Annotated in this window: 19 protein-coding genes; 13 read left to right on the top strand and 6 right to left on the bottom strand. The window is 65.4% G+C overall.

Annotated features, from left to right (window positions below; all coding sequences use genetic code 11):
• Positions 1 to 140: 140 nt before the first annotated feature.
• Both dprA and tldD read right to left on the bottom strand, forming a co-directional pair.
• Positions 141 to 1,289, bottom strand: a complete 1,149-nt coding sequence (dprA, locus tag N3C64_RS05365) for a DNA-processing protein DprA (RefSeq protein ID WP_260012583.1) — start codon at positions 1,287 to 1,289, stop codon at positions 141 to 143.
• An 81-nt stretch (positions 1,290 to 1,370) separates the two neighbouring features.
• On the bottom strand, positions 1,371 to 2,792 hold the full coding sequence (gene tldD, locus N3C64_RS05360; RefSeq protein ID WP_260012582.1) for a metalloprotease TldD: 1,422 nt from the start codon (positions 2,790 to 2,792) through the stop codon (positions 1,371 to 1,373).
• Between the two features lie 220 nt (positions 2,793 to 3,012).
• On the opposite strand from tldD, the gene coxB reads away from it, so the two are divergent.
• The 10 genes from coxB (at position 3,013) to N3C64_RS05310 (ending at position 11,793) form a co-directional block, all read left to right on the top strand.
• Positions 3,013 to 3,828: a cytochrome c oxidase subunit II gene (gene coxB, locus N3C64_RS05355; RefSeq protein ID WP_236021039.1), complete on the top strand. Its 816-nt coding sequence runs from the start codon at positions 3,013 to 3,015 to the stop codon at positions 3,826 to 3,828.
• A gap of 10 nt (positions 3,829 to 3,838) precedes the next feature.
• Entirely contained in the window at positions 3,839 to 4,771 is a 933-nt protein-coding gene (gene cyoE, locus N3C64_RS05350; RefSeq protein WP_260012579.1) for a heme o synthase, read from the top strand.
• Positions 4,771 to 4,968 carry a cytochrome c oxidase system small membrane protein gene (locus tag N3C64_RS05345; protein ID WP_260012577.1) on the top strand — a complete coding sequence of 66 codons (198 nt, stop codon included), beginning with the start codon at positions 4,771 to 4,773 and terminating at the stop codon, positions 4,966 to 4,968. Before cyoE ends, N3C64_RS05345 begins: the two co-directional genes overlap by 1 nt.
• Positions 4,965 to 5,543, top strand: a complete 579-nt coding sequence (locus N3C64_RS05340) for a cytochrome c oxidase assembly protein (RefSeq protein ID WP_260012574.1) — start codon at positions 4,965 to 4,967, stop codon at positions 5,541 to 5,543. Before N3C64_RS05345 ends, N3C64_RS05340 begins: the two co-directional genes overlap by 4 nt.
• A gap of 19 nt (positions 5,544 to 5,562) precedes the next feature.
• Positions 5,563 to 6,369, top strand: coding sequence for a cytochrome c oxidase subunit 3 (locus tag N3C64_RS05335; RefSeq protein ID WP_218628755.1), 807 nt, complete (start codon positions 5,563 to 5,565; stop codon positions 6,367 to 6,369).
• A 69-nt stretch (positions 6,370 to 6,438) separates the two neighbouring features.
• Positions 6,439 to 7,116 carry an SURF1 family protein gene (locus tag N3C64_RS05330; protein ID WP_260012573.1) on the top strand — a complete coding sequence of 226 codons (678 nt, stop codon included), beginning with the start codon at positions 6,439 to 6,441 and terminating at the stop codon, positions 7,114 to 7,116.
• 9 nt (positions 7,117 to 7,125) lie between these two features.
• Positions 7,126 to 8,517, top strand: coding sequence for a threonine synthase (gene thrC, locus N3C64_RS05325; RefSeq protein ID WP_260012571.1), 1,392 nt, complete (start codon positions 7,126 to 7,128; stop codon positions 8,515 to 8,517).
• 47 nt (positions 8,518 to 8,564) lie between these two features.
• On the top strand, positions 8,565 to 9,773 hold the full coding sequence (locus N3C64_RS05320; RefSeq protein ID WP_236021037.1) for a M16 family metallopeptidase: 1,209 nt from the start codon (positions 8,565 to 8,567) through the stop codon (positions 9,771 to 9,773).
• Positions 9,773 to 10,357 carry a GNAT family N-acetyltransferase gene (locus N3C64_RS05315; protein WP_260012569.1) on the top strand — a complete coding sequence of 195 codons (585 nt, stop codon included), beginning with the start codon at positions 9,773 to 9,775 and terminating at the stop codon, positions 10,355 to 10,357. Before N3C64_RS05320 ends, N3C64_RS05315 begins: the two co-directional genes overlap by 1 nt.
• Before the next feature lie 26 nt (positions 10,358 to 10,383).
• On the top strand, positions 10,384 to 11,793 hold the full coding sequence (locus N3C64_RS05310) for an FAD-binding oxidoreductase (RefSeq protein WP_260012568.1): 1,410 nt from the start codon (positions 10,384 to 10,386) through the stop codon (positions 11,791 to 11,793).
• A 6-nt stretch (positions 11,794 to 11,799) separates the two neighbouring features.
• On the opposite strand, the gene N3C64_RS05305 is transcribed toward N3C64_RS05310, so the two are convergent.
• On the bottom strand, positions 11,800 to 12,330 hold the full coding sequence (locus tag N3C64_RS05305; RefSeq protein WP_260012566.1) for an adenine phosphoribosyltransferase: 531 nt from the start codon (positions 12,328 to 12,330) through the stop codon (positions 11,800 to 11,802).
• A gap of 4 nt (positions 12,331 to 12,334) precedes the next feature.
• Entirely contained in the window at positions 12,335 to 13,207 is an 873-nt protein-coding gene (locus N3C64_RS05300; RefSeq protein WP_260012564.1) for an S-methyl-5'-thioadenosine phosphorylase, read from the bottom strand.
• Between the two features lie 115 nt (positions 13,208 to 13,322).
• Between N3C64_RS05300 and N3C64_RS05295 the strand changes: the two genes are divergently transcribed.
• A complete protein-coding gene (locus N3C64_RS05295) occupies positions 13,323 to 14,174 on the top strand; it encodes a DMT family transporter (protein ID WP_260012563.1) in 852 nt (283 codons plus the stop codon).
• A gap of 134 nt (positions 14,175 to 14,308) precedes the next feature.
• Here the strand turns inward: N3C64_RS05295 and N3C64_RS05290 are convergent, their stop codons facing one another.
• Positions 14,309 to 14,908, bottom strand: coding sequence for a flavin reductase family protein (locus N3C64_RS05290; RefSeq protein ID WP_260012560.1), 600 nt, complete (start codon positions 14,906 to 14,908; stop codon positions 14,309 to 14,311).
• 76 nt (positions 14,909 to 14,984) lie between these two features.
• Here N3C64_RS05290 and N3C64_RS05285 point away from each other — a divergent pair, with 76 nt between their 5' ends.
• Together N3C64_RS05285 and N3C64_RS05280 are read left to right on the top strand one after the other, a co-directional pair.
• Positions 14,985 to 15,482, top strand: coding sequence for a GNAT family N-acetyltransferase (locus tag N3C64_RS05285; protein ID WP_260012558.1), 498 nt, complete (start codon positions 14,985 to 14,987; stop codon positions 15,480 to 15,482).
• A gap of 49 nt (positions 15,483 to 15,531) precedes the next feature.
• Positions 15,532 to 16,299, top strand: a complete 768-nt coding sequence (locus tag N3C64_RS05280) for an EcsC family protein (protein ID WP_260012556.1) — start codon at positions 15,532 to 15,534, stop codon at positions 16,297 to 16,299.
• Here the strand turns inward: N3C64_RS05280 and ptsP are convergent.
• Positions 16,296 to 18,539, bottom strand: coding sequence for a phosphoenolpyruvate--protein phosphotransferase (ptsP, locus tag N3C64_RS05275; protein ID WP_218628743.1), 2,244 nt, complete (start codon positions 18,537 to 18,539; stop codon positions 16,296 to 16,298). The genes N3C64_RS05280 and ptsP overlap by 4 nt on opposite strands.
• Positions 18,540 to 18,556 lie beyond the last annotated feature (17 nt).

The raw sequence follows: 18,556 nt of genomic DNA, 5'->3' as shown, positions 1-18,556 counted from the left end.
CAGAAATGCACTTGGGGGCGGACCATGTGGGGCATCCGGGTCGAATGTCAATGATACTTGGCGGTCGTGCCGAGAACGCCCGAAAGGCGTGGCGCGGGCGCTTGGGGCGCCACCCTGCGCGCGATCGGCATGGTTGATTTCTAGGCGCGCGCGATCATCGCGCCCGGTTGGCGCAGGATCAGCCCGTCGAGTTCCAGGCCCATCAGCGCCCGCGCAAAGCTGGCCGCATCGCAACCCAGATCGCGGATCAGCGCGTCTTCGGGGGTCGGGCTTGGCCCGAGCCGTTCCAGGATCGCACGGCCAAGCGGTTCGTCACCGAGGGGGAGCGGCGACGTCTGCTTCGGGGCGGTCGAGATGACGCGCGGCTTCGGGGGTGCCTTGCGCGGCGTTTCCGGCGCTGCGCCGAGAACCTCAAGGATATCGTCAATCCCGCGCACCAGCGTCGCGCCGTCGCGGATCAGCGCGTTGCAGCCGCTGGCGCGTTCATCCATCGGATGGCCCGGCACGGCCATCACCTCGCGCCCTTGATCAAGTGCCATGCGCGCCGTGAGCAGGCTGCCCGAGCGCGCGGCGGCCTCGATCACGATGGTTGCGATCGACAGGCCGGCGATGATCCGGTTGCGCTGCGGGAAGTGGCGTGCCTGCGGGCTGGTGCCGGGCGCGTTCTCGGCCAGCCGCAGGCCCGAGACGGCCATCTGTTCGGCCAGTTCCGCGTTCTCGCTGGGGTAGATGACGTCGATCCCGCCCGCCTGCACCCCGATGGTGCCTGTGGCCAGGGCGGCGCGATGGGCCTCGGCATCGATGCCGCGCGCCAGCCCCGAGACGACAGAATACCCCGCCTCACCCAGATCCTGCGCCAGCCGCCGCGCCATGCGCCCGCCAAGCGATGAGGCATTGCGTGCGCCGACAAGCGCCACGCAGGGACGTGCAAGCAGCGCCACATCGCCAAGCGCCCAAAGCACCGGGGGCGGATCGGCGATATCGTGCAGGGCCGATGGGTAGTCTTGCTGCCCCCAGATCAGCAGCCGCGCGCCCGCCTTGCGACCCGCCCGCAACTCGGCCCGCGCGACACCTTCGGGGCAGGGCTCATAGCCCGCGACCCCGGCGAACTTCGCGACCTCGGGCAAGGCCGCCAATGCGGCACGGGCCGAGCCATGCTCGGCCAGCAGTCGGTGAAAGGTCGCGGGCCCGACGCGGCGCGAGCGAATGAGCCGGAGGAACGACAGTTCGTCTTCTACCTTGGTGGGTGGGGTGAAGGGGGTGTGGCAGGAAAACAGATCTGCTTTCATCCGCGCCTCCGTCTCATTCGCCCTCCCTGTTTGCACGAGGAGGGTTAACAAGACGTTAGCGTCTCCCGCTTCGCGCCGAAATCAGGTGGCCGAGCCACCCACCGTCAGCCCGCCGATCATCAGGGTGGGCTGACCCACACCGACCGGTACCCATTGCCCCGCCTTGCCGCAATTGCCGATGCCGGGATCCAGCGCCATGTCATTGCCGATGGCGCGGATCTGGCGCATGGCGGTCGGGCCGTCGCCAATCAGCGTGGCACCCTTGACCGGCGCGCCGACGATGCCGTTCTTCACCCGGTAGGCCTCGGTGCAGGAGAAGACGAATTTGCCGTTGGTGATGTCTACCTGACCGCCGCCGAAACCGACCGCATAGATCCCGTCCTTCAGATCGGCGAGGATCGAGGCCGGGTCGGCCTCGCCCCCGAGCATGTAGGTATTGGTCATGCGCGGCATTGGGATATGGGCAAAGCTTTCGCGCCGCCCGTTGCCGGTGGGGCTGACCCCCATCAGGCGGGCGTTCTGGCGGTCTTGCATGAATCCCACGAGCACCCCGTCCTCGATCAACACGTTGCGGCCCGAGGGCGTGCCCTCGTCATCGACGGTGATCGAGCCGCGCCGGTCGGGGATGGCGCCGTCATCAAGCACGGTCACGCCCTTGGCGGCGACTTGCTGGCCCATCAGCCCGGCAAAGGCCGAGGATTTCTTGCGGTTGAAATCGCCTTCAAGCCCGTGGCCGACGGCTTCATGCAGCAAGACGCCGGGCCAGCCGGGGCCAAGCACCACGTCCATCTGCCCGGCCGGGGCGGGCTCGGCGCGCAGGTTGACCAGGGCGATGCGCAGCGCCTCGCGCGCGACGGGTTGCCAATGGGCGGGCTCGATCAGGCCGGCAAGGCCGAAGCGGCCGCCACCGCCATGCCCGCCGCTCTCGCGCCGCCCGTTCTCTTCGACGATGACCGAGATGTTGAGCCGCGCCATCGGCCGGATGTCCGACACGAGGCCGCCCTCGGGGCGCAGGATGAAGACTTCTTGCAGGCTCGCGGCCATCGAGGCCGAGACCTGCACGACGCGCGGATCAAGCGCGCGGGCAAAGGCGTCGATCTCGCGCAGGATGTCGATCTTGGCGCCGAAGCTCGCGTCGGTCATCGGATCGGCGTCGGTATACAGATGTCGGTTCGTGCCGGGCGGGGGGGCGGCCATTGCCCCGCCACCATCGCCCACGGCCAGCCGGGCGGTCTCGGCGGCGCGCTTCAACGCGGCCTCGGAAATCTCGGTCGAATGGGCGTATCCGGCAACCTCGCCATTGACCGCGCGCAGGCCGAATCCCTCGGAGGCATCGTAAGAGGCGTTCTTGACGCGCCCATCATCGAACACCAGCGCCTCGGAGCGGCGCCGTTCGAGGAACAGCTCGCCATCCTCGGCACCCGCGGTCGCTTCGCGCAATATCCGCAGGGCGGCGGCCTCGTCGATCTGGCTTTCGAAGGGGGCGAAACGGTCCTGGGCCATGTGGCGTTCCTTTCGTAAGATCAAGGAAAAGCGACAGCTTGTCGCACCTTTTTCTTGCCGGGGCGAAATGAATATGTATCTGTTGGATACATACAGCGCGAGCCGGTGAAGGGAAGCATCGGTTTTGTGCAAGCGGCAGGGAGAGCCGCAAGAGGGAGATAAAATTCGTATGCGCTTTGCGTCAATCCGCCGCGGTTTCGCGGCATCTATCACTTCGGCCATGGTGGCCGGGCAGGTTTACGCGCAGGATATGATCACGGGGCTGCCGGTCATCGGCAAGCCGAAGGACATGGGGCTTGGCTTCCAGCCCGCCGCGTCCGAACTGGCGCATGATCAGCAGTGGCTCGATGGGATGCTTCTGGCGATCATTACCGTGGTCACCCTGTTTGTCTTCGCGCTGCTCATCTACGCGATGCTGCGCTTCAACCAGCGTGCCAATCCCAAGCCGGCGCGCTTCACCCACAACACGCCGCTCGAGGTCACCTGGACGCTGGTGCCGATCGTCATTCTCGTGGTCGTGGGCGCGTTCTCGCTGCCGACGCTGTGGAAACAGCAAGAGATCCCGGCCGCCGACATCACCATCAAGGTCACCGGCTACCAGTGGTACTGGGGCTATGAGTATCCCGACGAGGGCGTGGCCTTCGACGCGCTGATGCTGGCCAAGGAAGACCTTGCCACCCATGGCTATGCCGAGGACGAGTATCTGCTGGCGACGGACAATGCCGTGGTCGTGCCGAAGGGCAAGACCATCGTGATGCAGGTCACCGGTGCCGACGTGATCCACAGCTGGGCGATGCCCGCCTTTGCCGTCAAGCAGGACGCTGTTCCGGGGCGCATCGCGCAGCTCTGGTTCAACGCCGACAAGGAAGGCGTCTATTTCGGCCAGTGCTCGGAACTGTGCGGTCAGGCCCATTCCTACATGCCGATCGTCGTGAAGGTCGTCTCGGATGAGGTCTATGCTCAGTGGCTTGAACGCGCCAAGAACGGTTTCGCCGCGGTCGAGACCGACTCGCCGGTGAAAGTCGCTTCGAACTGAGGCGGAACAGATGAGCGACATCTCTTATATCGACCGCTCCGGTGAGGCTCAGTTCGGCGATTTCGTCGCCCTGCTGAAGCCGCGCGTGATGTCGCTCGTCGTCTTCACCGCCTTTGTGGGGCTGGTGGTGGCGCCGATGCCGGTGCATCCCTTCGTGGCCTTCACCGCGATCCTGTTCATCGCCCTTGGCGGCGGCGCCTCGGGCGCGCTGAACATGTGGTATGACGCCGATATCGACCGCCTCATGCGTCGCACCGCAAACCGTCCGATCCCGGCAGGGCGCGTGAGCGAGGGCGAGGCGCTTGGCTTCGGCCTGGCGCTGGCGGGGATCTCCTGCGTGATGCTGGCGCTGGCCTCGAATATCTTCGCGGGGGCCTTCCTGGCCTTCACGATCTTCTTCTACGTTGTGGTCTATACTGTCTGGCTCAAGCGCCGCACGCCGCAGAACATCGTTATCGGCGGTGCAGCCGGTGCCTTCCCGCCGATGATCGGCTGGGCCGCGGCGACGGGGGGAATCAGCCTCGAATCCGTAGCGATGTTCATGATCATCTTCCTCTGGACCCCGCCGCATTTCTGGTCGCTGGCGCTGTTCATGAAGGATGACTACTCGAACGCGGGCGTGCCGATGCTGACCGTGACGCATGGCCGCCGCGCGACGCGCACGCAGATCCTGATCTATGCGCTGATCCTTGCGCCGGTTGCGGTTGGTGCGGCCTTCACCTCGATCGGCGGGCCGCTCTATCTGGCCGCATCGCTGGTGCTGAACGCGCTGTTCATCCGCGGTGCCTGGCGTTTGTGGCGGCGCGACGAAGACGTGGCGCTGGCGGAAAAATACAGCGCGGAGAAGCGCTACTTCTATTTCTCGCTGCTCTACCTGTTTGGCCATTTCTCGGCCCTGCTGGTCGAGAAGGGGCTGGGTATCTTCGGGATGGGGGGCTGGTAATGCCGATCACGCAAACGCATGAGCTGCATCAGCGCCGCTTATCGCGCAACCTCGGGCTTGGCGCCGTGCTGCTGGCCTTCGTCGTGCTGGTCTTCGGGCTGACGGTGGTCAAGGTCAACCGTGGCGGCATGATGGAAGCCTACGATCACCAGCCGCGCGCCTCGGTGCTTCCGGTTGCCCCGGAGGCCAAGCAATGAGCGCAGCCGCCGCCAATACCCGGATGATGCGTCGGCTTCTGGCCGTCGTTGTCATCATGGGCGCATTGGCATGGGCGGCCGTGCCGTTCTACAGCTGGTTTTGCCGCACCACAGGCTATGGCGGCACCACGAACACCGCCGATGCGGCGTCGGATGTCATCCTTGATCGCACCGTCGAGGTGCGCTTCGACGCCAATGTCGGCAAGGGCATGGATTGGGAATTCCGTCCGATGCAGAACACCATGACGTTGCGCATCGGCGAAACGGGCTTGGCCTATTACGAGGCCTATAACCCGACCGACCGCGTCATCGCGGGCACCGCCGCCTATAACGTGGCCCCCGACCTGGCGGGCTACTACTTCGACAAGATCCAGTGCTTCTGCTTCACCGAACAGGTGTTGCAGCCCGGCGAGCGCGTCGAGATGCCGGTTTCCTTCTTCGTCGATCCCGAGATCGTCGATGATCCGGACGCCAGCCGCATCCACTCGATCACGCTTTCCTACACTTTCTACGAAACAGATCTGCCTTCGCAGCAGGCCGCAGCCGCGCCCGCAGCGAAGCTCCCCGTAAACTGAGGCCGACAGGACGACACCCATGGCGCATGCAAAGAACCACGATTATCACATCCTGCCCCCTTCGATCTGGCCGCTGCTGAGCGCGCTTGGTGCCTTCATCATGCTCTTCGGGGCGGTGATGTGGATGCAGAAAGTCACGCCCTTCATCTTCGTCGCGGGCCTGCTGATGGTGCTTTACTGCATGTACGGCTGGTGGGCGGATGTCGTGCGCGAGGGCGAAAACCAGGAGCACACGCCGGTCATCCGTATCGGCCTGCGCTACGGCTTCATCCTGTTCATCATGTCCGAGGTGATGTTCTTCGTCGCCTGGTTCTGGAGCTTCATCAAGAACGCCATGTATCCGCTCGGGCCGGAATATCCGGCGGTGGATGGTGTCTGGCCGCCCGCCGGCACCGTGCCCTTCGATCCCTGGAGCCTGCCGCTGATCAACACGGTGATCCTGCTTCTGTCGGGTGTCACGCTGACCTGGGCGCACCATGCGCTGGTGCATGACAACAACCGCAAGGACGCCAAGATCGGCCTGACGCTGACCGTGATCCTGGGCTTCATCTTCACCCTGCTGCAGGCCTTTGAATACAGCCATGCTCAGCAGGCGATCGGCACCGGCTCGATCTTCTGGGACAACTTCTTCATGGCGACCGGCTTCCATGGCGCGCATGTGATCATCGGCACGATCTTCCTGCTGGTTTGCCTGCTGCGCCTCAACAAGGGCCACTTCACCCCGAGCGAGCATGTCGGTTTTGAGGCCGCCGCCTGGTACTGGCACTTTGTCGATGTGGTCTGGCTTTTCCTCTTCGCTACGATCTATCTGTGGGGCGCTGCATAAGCCCCCTCGCGCGACAGGAAACGCGCTCGGCGCGGGGGGTGACCCTCGCGCCGTTTTCTTGAGGCTCCGATGAAACGCTATATCTTCCCGCTGATCCTTGGCCTTGGTGGCTGCGCAATCCTGCTGAGTCTCGGCTTCTGGCAATTGCGGCGGCTGGAGTGGAAAGAGACCAAACTGGCGCAGATCGAGGCGCAGATCGCGGGCGCCTCGCAGGAGCTGCCCGCGTCAGGCACCCCGAGCGAGCCGCTGAAATACCAACCCGTGCAGATGGCGGGCGGCACGACGGGGCAAGAGATCCTCGTGCTCTCGGGGCAGAAGGGCGTCGGCGCCGGCTATGAGGTGATCGCCGCCTTCGAGACCGGCGAGGGGCGGCGAGTGCTGCTTGATCGCGGGTTCATTCGTGAAGAGGGGCGTGATGCGGCCCGCCCGCCCACCGCGCTGATCGTCACCGGCAATCTGCACTGGCCCACCGAGACCGACAGCTACACCCCGGCACCCGACGCCAAGACCGGTATCTGGTTTGCCCGCGACGTACCCGCCATGGCCGCTGCGCTTGGCACCGAGCCGATCATGGTCGTGGCCTCGGCCCTCGAGGGCGATACGCAGGGCGTCGAGCCCCGCGCCATCACCATCAGCGGCATTCCGAATGACCATCTGAACTACGCGATCACGTGGATTTCGCTCGCTCTTGTCTGGGCGGGGATGACAGCGTTCCTGATGTGGCGTATCAGGCGGCAACAGATCTGAGGAAGACCCATGCGCTATATCTCGACCCGGGGGCAGGCCCCCGTGCTGACCTTCGGAGAGGCGATGCTGACCGGGCTTGCCCGCGACGGTGGCCTCTATGTTCCGCAAACCATCCCGAGCTTCACGGCCGAGGAAATCGCGGCGCTGGCCGGTCTGCCCTATGAAGAGGTCGCCTTCCGCGTGATGTTCCCCTTCGTGGGCGAGACCTTCACCGAGGAAGAGCTGCGCGGCGCCATCGCGCGCGCCTATGCGGGCTTTGGCCATGTCGCACGCGCGCCGCTGGTGCAGCTCGATGCCGGGCATTTCCTGCTGGAGCTGTTCCACGGCCCGACGCTGGCCTTCAAGGACTTCGCAATGCAGATCATCGGTCAGCTGTTCCAGCTGGCCCTTGCGAAGGAAGGCAAGCGTATCACCATCGTCGGCGCGACCTCGGGCGATACCGGCTCGGCCGCGATCGAGGCGTTCCGCGGCCTCGACAATGTCGATGTGTTCATCCTCTTCCCGCATGGCCGCGTGTCTGAGGTGCAGCGCCGTCAGATGACGACGCCCGCTGAGGAAAACGTCCACGCACTGGCGCTTGATGGCACGTTCGACGATTGCCAGAACCGCCTTAAGGACATGTTCAACCACTTCGACTTCCGCGATGAGGTCGGTCTGGCGGGCGTGAACTCGATCAACTGGGCGCGGGTTCTGGCGCAGGTCGTCTATTACTTCACCGCCGCCACGGCGGTGGGTGCGCCGCATCGCAAGGTCTCGTTCACCGTGCCGACCGGCAATTTCGGCGACATCTTCGCGGGCTTTATCGCCAAAGAGATGGGCCTGCCGATCGAGCAACTGGTGATCGCCACCAACCAGAACGACATCCTGCACCGCTGCCTGACCACGGGCCGCTACGAGATGGACGGGGTGAAGCCCTCGATCAGCCCGTCGATGGACATCCAGATTTCGTCGAACTTCGAGCGCGCGCTGTTCTGGGCCTACGGCAAGGACGGGGCCGCCGTAGCGCAGCTTATGGACGAGCTGAAGACCAAAGGCGGCTTTGCGGTCAGCCAGGGTGCGTTGCAGGCGCTGCGCGAAACCTATGTCTCGGGCCGTGTATCCGAGGAAGAGACCTCGCAGACGATCACCGAGGAACTCAAGCGTTCGGGCGAGCTGCTCTGTCCGCACTCGGCGGTCGGCGTGCGCGTGGGCGCGGCCCATGTCGCGGCGCCGGTGCCGATGGTGACGCTGGCCACCGCGCATCCGGCCAAGTTCCCCGATGCGGTCGAGGCCGCCACCGGCATTCGCCCCGGCCTGCCGCCGCGCATGGCCGATCTGTTCGAGCGCGCCGAGCGTGTGACCCGCGTGCCCAACGATCTTGCCGCGCTTGAGGCGCTGATCCAGGAAAGGCGCCGCAAGTGATTCAAATCACGACGCTGTCGAACGGGCTGCGCATCGTCACCGAGCGGATGCCGGGGCTGGCCTCGGCCACCATCGGCATCTGGGTCACGGCAGGCGGGCGCCACGAACGCCCCGAGCAGAACGGCATCGCGCATTTCCTTGAGCATATGGCCTTCAAGGGCACCAAGACGCGCAATGCCCTGCAGATCGCCGAGGCGATTGAGGACGTCGGCGGCTATATCAACGCCTATACCTCGCGCGAGATGACGGCCTATTACGCCCGCGTTCTGGGCGCGGATGTGACCCTCGCGCTCGACGTGATTTCCGACATCGTGCTGAACCCGGTCTTCGATCAGCGCGAGATCGAGGTCGAGCGTCACGTGATCTTGCAGGAAATCGGTCAGGCGCTGGACACGCCCGACGACATCATCTTCGACTGGCTGCAAGAGGCGGCCTACCCCGATCAGGCCATCGGGCGCACGATCCTTGGCCCGGCCGAACGGGTCTCAAGCTTCGGCAAGCCCGATCTCGCAGGCTTCGTGGCCGAGCATTACGGTCCCGACCAGATGATCCTGTCGGCGGCGGGCGATGTCGATCACGAGGCCATCGTGCGGCAGGCCGAGGCGGTCTTTGGTGGCCTGCGCCCGGTGGGCGCGCCCTCGATCCAGCCCGCGCTTTGGGCCGGACAGGAGCGGCGCGAGGTCAAGGACCTTGAGCAGGTGCATTTCACGCTGGCCTTCGAGGGGCCGGGCTATCGCAGCCCCGATCTCTATACCGCGCAGGTCTATTCGACCGCGCTTGGCGGCGGCATGTCCTCGCGCCTGTTCCAGAAGATCCGCGAAGAGCGTGGCCTGTGCTACTCGATCTTCGCGCAGGCCGGGGCCTATGACGACACCGGCATGATCACGATCTACGCGGGCACCTCGGAGGAGGAGATCGGCGCGCTGGCCGACCTGACCGTCGAGGAGCTGCGCCGCGCGGCCGAGGATATGTCCGAGGCCGAGGTGGCGCGGGCGCGGGTGCAGATGAAGGCGGGGATGCTCATGGGGCTCGAAAGCGCCTCGAGCAGGGCCGAGCGCATGGCGCGCAACCTTGCGATCTATGGTCGGGTGCCGGGGTTGGAAGAGGTTTCGGCCCGGATTGACGCGGTCACCCGCGAGGCGGTGCGCGAATATGCCGGGCGGCTCGCCGCCTCGGGGCGCGCGGCGATGGCGGTTTACGGACCGGTCGCCGGGGCGCCGCATCTGGCCGATCTGCGCGCAAGGCTTGCCGCCTGATGCTGGGGCGGCGTCGGAAGCCTCGGGTCGAGACGGAGCGGATGACGCTCCGCCTGCCGATGCATTCCGACTACCGGGACTGGGCGCTCCTGCGTGAGGAAAGCCGCGACTTCCTGATGCCATGGGAGCCCGCCTGGACCTCGGATCACCTCAGCCGCAAGGCCTTCACCAACCGTGTCTACTGGTCCGCCCGGGCCGAGGCCGCGGGCACCGCGCTGCCGTTCTTTCTGATCCGGCGTCAGGATGCGCGGGTTCTGGGTGCGATCACGCTTGACAGTGTCCGGCGCGGACCGGCGCAGGCGGGCACGCTTGGCTATTGGGTGGGCGAGCGTTACGCCCGTCAGGGCTACATGCGCGAGGCGATCCGCGCGGTCGTGCATTACGCCTTCACCGCGCTCGACCTGAGCCGGATTGAAGCCGCCTGCCTGCCCGAGAACATGGCCTCGCGCGGGGTGCTGGAGAAATCGGGCTTCAAATATGAAGGCGTCGCGCAGGCCTATCTTCAGATCAACGGACGCTGGCGCAACCATGTGCTTTACTCCAACCTGCGGGCCGACCGGCGCGGACGGACCGACGCGGGCTAGGGCCATCCCGGCAAGGGGAAGATAAGATGCTGAACGCCGCAGATGACGCTTTCGCCGAACGCCTTGCGCAGGCGGTGCCGGGGCTGTGGATCGGCGCGCCCGAGCCGCGCTATCTCGAAGAGCCGCGCGGGCGCTGGTTTGGTCAGGGTGGCCTGCTGGTCAAGCCCGCCGATACCGCGCAGGTCTCGGCTGTACTGCGCGCCTGCAACGCGGCGCGGGTCGGCGTGGTGCCCTATGGTGGCGGAACGGGCTTGGTCAGCGGCCAGATTGCGCCGGACGGCCCCTTGCCCGTGATCCTGAGCCTTGAGAAGATGGCCGCGCTGCGCCAGATCGACAGTCACGCGATGCAGGTCGAGGCCGGTGCCACGCTGCAACAGGTGCGCGATTGGGCCGAGGAGGCCGGGCGGCGTTTCCCCTTGGGGCTGGCCAGTCAGGGCAGCGCGCAGATCGGTGGCTGTCTGGCGACGAACGCGGGTGGCGTGAACGTGCTGCGCTACGGCAATGCCCGGGCGCTGTGTCTGGGGCTTGAGGTCGTGCTGGCCGATGGCACGATCTGGTCGGGTCTCAAGGCGCTGCGCAAGGACAATACCGGCTATGATCTGCGCGATCTGATAATTGGCGCCGAGGGCTCGCTTGGTGTCATCACCGCCGCCAGCCTGCGCCTCTTCGAACCTCCGGCCGTTGAGGGCACGGCCCTGTTCGCCGTCCCCTCGCCGCAAGCCGCAGTGGCACTCTTGGAACTGGCGCAGCGTCAGATGGCGGGCTGCGTTTCGGCGTTCGAGCTGATCGCGGGGCAGGGGCTTGCCTTCCTGCGCGAGGTCGGCCCCGAGGTGCAGATGCCCTTCGCGCAAGACCCCGAATGGTGCGTGTTGATCGAACTGGGCCTGCCCGCTGGCATGGAGGCGGAAGAGGCCTTCGGCGCGCTTTACGAGGCCGCCGAAGAACTGGTGCTCGATGCCGTCGTCGCCCAGTCCGAGGCACAACGCGGCGCGCTTTGGGAATTGCGCGAAAGCCTTCCGCTGGCGAACCGACGGATCGGGGCGATCTCAAGCCACGATATCTCGGTCCCGGTCAGCGCGATCCCGGAGTTCATCGGCGCCGCGCAGGGCAAGCTGACAGCGATGGGCGATTTCCGCATCAACTGCTTTGGCCATGTCGGCGATGGCAACCTGCATTTCAACGTCTTCCCGGCCAAGGGCCGTCAGCGCGACGACTATGTCGCACAGCGCGACGCGGTGAAGCGCGCGGTGCATGATCTGGTGGTGCAGGGTTTCGACGGCTCGGTCAGTGCCGAGCATGGCGTGGGCCGCCTCAAGGTCGAGGATCTGGAGCGCTACGAGGCGCCCGCCAAGCTCGCGATGATGCGCGCGATCAAGGATGCGCTCGACCCGAACGGAATTCTTAATCCGGGAGCGGTTTTGCGGGCGAAGGCCTAGGGGCGCTCAGAGCCCCTCGAACTCGCACAGCACGCTGACCGACATTCCGAGGCTTTTGAGCAGTTCGCGCCCGCCAAGCTCGGGCAGATCGACGATGAACGAGCAGCCGACGATCTCGCCACCCAGGCGCTCGATCAGCTTGATGCCCGCGCCGCAGGTGCCGCCAGTGGCCAGCAGATCATCGACGATCAGCACCCGCTCGCCGGGCTGGATGGCATCTTCGTGGATCTCCATGATCGCCTCGCCATATTCCAGCTTGTAGGCTTGGCTGAGTGTCTGACCCGGCAGCTTGCCCTTCTTGCGGATCGGCACGAAGCCCTTGGAGAGCTGGTGCGCGATGGCGCCGCCAAGAATGAAGCCGCGTGCCTCAAGCCCGACGACCTTGTCGATCTTTTCGCCCGCCCAGGGGTGCAAAAGCTGGTCGATCGCCATGCGAAAGCCGCGCGCATCCGCGAAGAGGGTGGTCACATCACGGAACATTATCCCCTCATGCGGGAAATCGGCGATGGTGCGGATGTAATCCTTGACGGTTTTCATGGAGTCAGCCTTTTAGAACGCGGCCCATCACGGGCATGCAGCGGGCGATCACCTCGGGGTCGCGCTTTGCGGGGGCGGTCATGATCGCGCTGTCGAGCGCATGGCCGCAGCCCTCGGTGCAATCCACTGCCGGACCAGCCAGAAGGCCCGGAAGCGCCGCTACCAATCCGCGTGCCTTGTCGGCATTTTTCATCGCGGTCGCAACCACTTGCGCAACGTCAACGGCATCGTGGTCGGGGTGCCAGCAGTCATAATCGGTGATCATCGCGACGCAGGCATAGCAAAGCTCGGCCTCGCGGGCGAGCTTGGCCTCGGGCATCCCGGTCATACCGATGACATCGGCGCCCCAGCTGCGATAAAGGCGGCTTTCGGCGAGGGTCGAGAACTGCGGCCCCTCCATGGCGACATAGGTGCCGCCCTCATGCACTGTCATCCCCTGCGTCCGTGCCGCCGCCACGCAGGCCGCCGACAGCCGCGCGCAGGTCGGATGCGCGACCGAGACATGGCCGACGAGGCCCGGCTCGAAGAACGTCTTTTCGCGTGCGAAGGTGCGGTCGATATACTGATCCACGACCAGGAAATCGCCCGGCGCATAGGCTTCCTTGAGACTGCCAACGGCCGATACCGCGACCAGATCGGTGACGCCGAGCATCTTCATCGCGGCGATATTGGCGCGGTAGGGGACGGTCGTGGGTGTGTGGACATGGCCGCGCCCGTGACGCGGCAGGAAGGCCATGCGAACGCCGTTCAGAATACCAGTCAGGACCTCGTCGGAGGGCGCACCCCAATGGGTCTCCACCCTTTGCCATCGTGCATCTTGCAGGCCCGAGATCTCATAGACCCCCGAGCCGCCAATGATCCCGATCATTCTGTCCATGCTACCCTCCGATTTCTGCTCTGCGGCGAGATTAGGCCCGCGCGCTCGCCCTGAAAAGCGGATATTGGGGATGCAGAGGGCGATGCGCCTGCCTGTATCAGGAATCGGAGCGACAATGGATAATATGCGCGGCGCCGTGCTGATGACGGTGGCGATGGCGCTCTTCGCGGTCGAGGACATGTTCGTCAAGAGCGCAGCGAGCGCCTTGCCTGTGGGCGAGGTCCTGGCGCTCTTTGGGTTGGGCGGTACGATCGCTTTCGCCGTGCTGACGCTGCGCGAAGGGCAAAAGCTGTGGCATCCGGCGGTGGCAAGTCCGCTCTTGCTGACCAAGGCGGGGTTCGAGATGGCAGGGCGGTTGGGATACACGATTGGTATTGCGCTGACGCCTCTGTCGAACGCATCGGCCATCTTGCAGGCGACGCCCCTGGTCGTGGTCGCAGGCGCGGCGCTGTTCTTTCGAGAGAAAGTCGGTCCGCGGCGCTGGACGGCCATCGCCATAGGCTTTCTGGGTGTTCTGGTGATCTTGCGCCCGGGGCTTGAGGGCTTTGTGCCCGCTGCGCTCTGGACTGTGCTGGGGCTTCTGGGGTTTGCCGGGCGGGATCTGGCAACACGGGCAGCGCCCAAGGTGCTGTCGAATCTTCAACTTGGGATCTACGGCTTTGCGGTGCTGATCCCGACAGGTCTTATCATCCTCGCCTTCACCGGCGGCGCGCGCGTACCGGCGGCGGTCGAACTGCTTCCAGTCGCTGGCGCAACCGTTTTCGGGGTTGCTGCCTATTGGAGTCTGACCGCCGCGATGCGGGTGGGTGAGGTCTCGGTCGTCACCCCATTCCGCTACACACGGCTGATCTTCGCGCTTTTCCTTGGCGTTCTGGTTTTCGGAGAGCGTCCCGACGCCGCGACCCTCATGGGCGCGGGGCTGATCATCGCCTCGGGTGTCTATACCTTGTGGCGTGGGCGGAAGTAGGGGGCGCTGCCCCCTCGCGGCCTCGGCCGCTCACCCCCGAGGTATTTCTACCAAGAAGAAGGGAGCGGTAAGCGCAGCCCCATTCGGCTTTGAAAAAATATCCCGGGGGAGGCGAAGCCGGGGGCAGAGCCCCCTCAGGTGTCTTCAGGGCGGGCGAGTTCGAATGTTTCGGTGACGCTACAATAGTCTCGATAACCAAGGCGCGCGAGCCGATCGGGCGGGCTGAAGTGCCCGTCTTGCAGGCAGTCCGGGCGAATGTGGATTCCGATGACTTCGCCGTGGATCAGGTAGTTCGCCTTGCCCAGCAGGGGGATGATCTGCACCAGTCGGCATTCAAGGCTCGCCGGAGCCTCGGCTGCGCGGGGGCAGGAGATGGTTTCGCATTCGGCTTTCGCCACGCGCGCGTGTTCAAACTCATCGGCTCCTGCAGGCAGGGGCGCGCTGGTGGCATTCATTGCCTCGATCAGGTCATGCGAGACGATATTCACGCAAAACACGCCAGTTTCGCGGATTTGGGCCGTCGTGTCCTTGGTGCCTTCGCGATCTGCTTTTGCGGAGGTCGAGGCAAAGACCAGTTGCGGCGGGGTATAGGCCACGGCGTTAAAAAACGAGTAGGGCGCAAGGTTGTCGCCCATTGTGCCGCGCGTTGAGATCCAGGCGATGGGGCGCGGCGCGACGATCGCATTCCATGGATTATGGGGCAGGCCGTGGCCTTCGGAGGGGCGGTAGAACATATCTGCATCGGTCCTTTGATTTGAACCCGACTTTACAGCGTGTTAGGCGCGAAGGGCGAGGGATTCGGGAGGCCGGATGTATCAGCTTGCTGTAGAAAGCGATGCCGATTGGTGGGAAGTGGAGGCGCTTTACGACCTCTGCTTTGCGCCGGGGCGCACTGCGCTGTCTTCCTACAGGCTGCGTGACGGCGTCGAGAAGGTGCACGCGCTGTGCCTGACTCTGCGTGAGGATGGCGTTTTGGCGGCCGTGATCCGTTACTGGCCTGTGCGCGTGGGCGGCAAGCGCGTGCTATTGCTTGGGCCTGTCGCTGTGCACCCGACCCGGCAGGGCGAAGGCCTGGGTGGTCTTTTGATGCATGAAAGTCTGAGCAAGGCCCATGAGCAGCGCTGGGAACGGGTGTTGCTGGTGGGCGACGCGCCCTACTACCAGCGCTTTGGTTTCGAGAAGATCGACGGTGTGATCATGCCGCCGCCGACCAACCCTGACCGGGTGCTGGCGCTGGAACTGGAACCCGGGGCCTGGCAGGGTGTGCGCGGCCATGTTCGGAAATGGGTGGAAAAATCTGCCTCGTGATCTGGCGCGCAGCCGCTTGCTGCCCATATTGGGTAAAACGGAGGCCCAGATGCAGCCAGAAATCCTTCTGCCCGTGACCGATCCGGCCCTCAAGGCCGCGCTGGACCAATTGGCCAAGCGCCACCGCGCGGCGGGCGGGATCGGGATGCAGGTCATGGCCTTTGTCGGCGGTTCAGCCGAGAATCTGATGAGCAAACTGCCCCAGCCGGTGCGTGACGGGCTTGAGGGTGCTACATCGCGTGCGCTCGAGACGGCATTTGATGCGGCGGCGCGTACGCGCGGCGCGGTCTCGGACCGGCCCGACTGGGTCAACACGGCGCTGACCACCGCCATGGGCGCGGCAGGCGGCGTGGGCGGCTTGCCCGGTGCGCTGGCCGAGTTGCCCTTTACCGTCACCATGCTCTTGCGTGCGATCCAGGGGATTGCCTCCGAGCATGGCTTCGATCCGGCCTCGGACGAGGTAAGGATGGAGTGCCTGAGGGTTTTCGCGAGCGCCGGTCCGCTGGAGGCGGACGACGGAACGGACATGGGCTTCCTGGCCGCCAAGGTGACGATCACCGGGCCGGGCCTGAACAGTCTGATCGCCAAGGTGGCGCCAAGGCTTGCCGCAGTTCTGGGCCAGAAACTTGCCGCGCAGGCCGCGCCAGTTCTGGGTGCCGTGGCGGGAGCGGCGGTGAACTATGCTTTCACCAGCTACTACCAGGAGATCGCGCGCGTCCATTTTGGCCTCAAGCGGCTCGCGCGCGAGTCGGGCGAGGACGAGGGCCTGCTGCGCGAGGAACTGGTTGCCCGGATCGCGCCGAAACCCAAGGTCTAGAGATTGGCGAGATAGGCGGTGACCGCGGGGCGCAGCGATTGCGCGCCGGCGTCACGGGCGTTCACGATGATCTCGCGCAGCTCACGCAGATCGGCGCGGCGGATCAGGTGCTTGACCGGGCCAATCGAGGCCGGGCGCATCGACAGCGTCGGCACACCAAGCGCGGCCAGCGCCAGCGCCTCGACCGGGCGGCCGGCATCCTCGCCGCAGAAGCTCAGGGCGGTGTTGTTCGCCGCGCAGCGCGCGATGATCTGTTCGATGAAGGTCAGGAAGGCCGCATCGAGCGTGTCATAGCGCCGCCGTACGCGTTCATTCTCGCGATCGGCAGCGAAGAAGAACTGCTTGAGATCGTTCCCGCCGATCGAGATGAAATCGCAGGCCTTGAAGAAGCTCTCGGGCGCGAAGCCAAGCGAGGGGGTTTCCAGCATGGCGCCGATTTTCAGATCGCAGGGCACGGTGCGGCCAAGCGCGGATTCGCGCTCCATCTCGCGCAGCAGCGAGTCGCGGGCGGCGTGGAATTCGTTCGGCGTGGCGATGAAGGGGAACATCACCGACAGCGGCCGCCCCTCGGCCCCTCGGATCAGAGCCTGCAACTGCATCCGCAGCACGCCCGGCTTGTCGAGCCCCACGCGGATCGCGCGCCAGCCCATCGCGGGGTTCGGCTCGTCTTGCGGCTTCATATAGGGCAGGACCTTGTCCGAGCCGATGTCGAGCGTGCGGAAATGCACGCGCTTGTCGCCCGCCGCATCCATCACGCGCTTATAGAGCGCCGCAAGCTCCGAACGGCGCGGAACGCGGGTGCGGGTGAGGAACTGCAATTCGGTGCGGAACAGGCCCACACCATCGGCCCCCGATCCGTTGAGCGAGGGTAGATCGGCCATGAGTCCCGCGTTCATCATCAGAGAGATGGTCTGGCCGGATTGATCGGTGGCCGGCTGCTCGCGCAGATCGGCATAGCGCTTTTGCGCCTCGGCCTGCATGGCGATCTTGTCGCGGAAGGCGGCGGCGACGGTTTCCTCGGGCCGCAGATGGACGAAGCCCTGATCGCCATCGACCAGAATCAGATCGCCGTTCAGCGCCTCGGTGGTAATGCGCGCGGCATGAATCACCAGCGGGATCGACAGCGCGCGGGCCACGATGGCGGCGTGCGAGCCGACCGAACCCTCTTCAAGCACCACACCCCTGAGCGCGCGCCCATACTCCAGCAACTCCGCCGGGCCGATGTTGCGAGCGATCAGAACCGGGTCGGGGGGCAGCTCGGCCCCTGTATCCTTGCCCTGACCGGTCAGCAGTCGCAGCAGCCGGTTCGACAGATCGTCGAGGTCATTGAGCCGCTCGCGCAGATAGAGGTCGGGTGATTGCTCCAATCGCGCGCGGGCGGTGGATTGCTCTTTCTCGACGGCCGCCTCGGCCGAAAGGCCAAGCCCGATATCCTCGGACATGCGGCGGAACCAGCCGCGCGAATGCGCCAGCATCTTGTAGGTTTCGAGCACCTGGCGGTGCTCTTTGTCCATGGCGGCCGAGCCCTCGAGCATGTCCTCGATCTGCGCCTGCAACGCCTGGATCGCCTCTTCGAGGCGCTTGAGTTCGGCGTCCGGGTCGTCGCCGACCGGGTTGGTGACGACCACGCGCGGCTCATGCAGCCAGACGCGGCCCTCGGCGGCGCCTTCCTGGCCGGTGGTGCCCCGGAACATGACCGTGAAGCGATGTGCCGCGCCGATGCCGTTATTGTTGTCGCCTATGAAGGCGCCAAGCTCGGTCATCTCGGCCAGCACCATGGCCACGACCTCAAGGCCGTAAACCTCGTCTTCGGAAAACTCGCGTGCCTCACGCGACTGCACGACCAGCACGCCGAGTTTCTCGCCCACGCGCTGGATCGGCACACCGAGGAAGGAGGAGTAAATCTCTTCGCCGGTCTCGGGCATGTAGCGGAAGCCCGGCTCGGAGGGGGCGTTGCCGGTGTTCACCGGCTGACCCGTGCGCGCGACGCGCCCCACCAGGCCCTCACCCAGCCGCATCCGCGTCTTGTGGACGGATTCGGGGTTCAGGCCCTCGGTCGCGCAAAGCTCAAGCGTTTCGGGGTCGCGGAAGAGGTAGATCGAGCACACCTGGGTGCGCATCGAATCGGCGATCAGATGGGTGATGCGGTCAAGCCGATCCTGACCGCCGCCGGGGGTGGCCAATGTATCGCGCAGGCGCCGCAGCAAGCTGCGGCTGTCACTTTCGCTGCGTTCCACCATTGACCTCGCCCAGTCCT

The organism is Sedimentimonas flavescens (assembly GCF_025154035.1).
Lineage (GTDB): Bacteria > Pseudomonadota > Alphaproteobacteria > Rhodobacterales > Rhodobacteraceae > Rhodobacter > Rhodobacter flavescens.
This window is presented reverse-complemented; position numbering and strand designations above follow the sequence as displayed.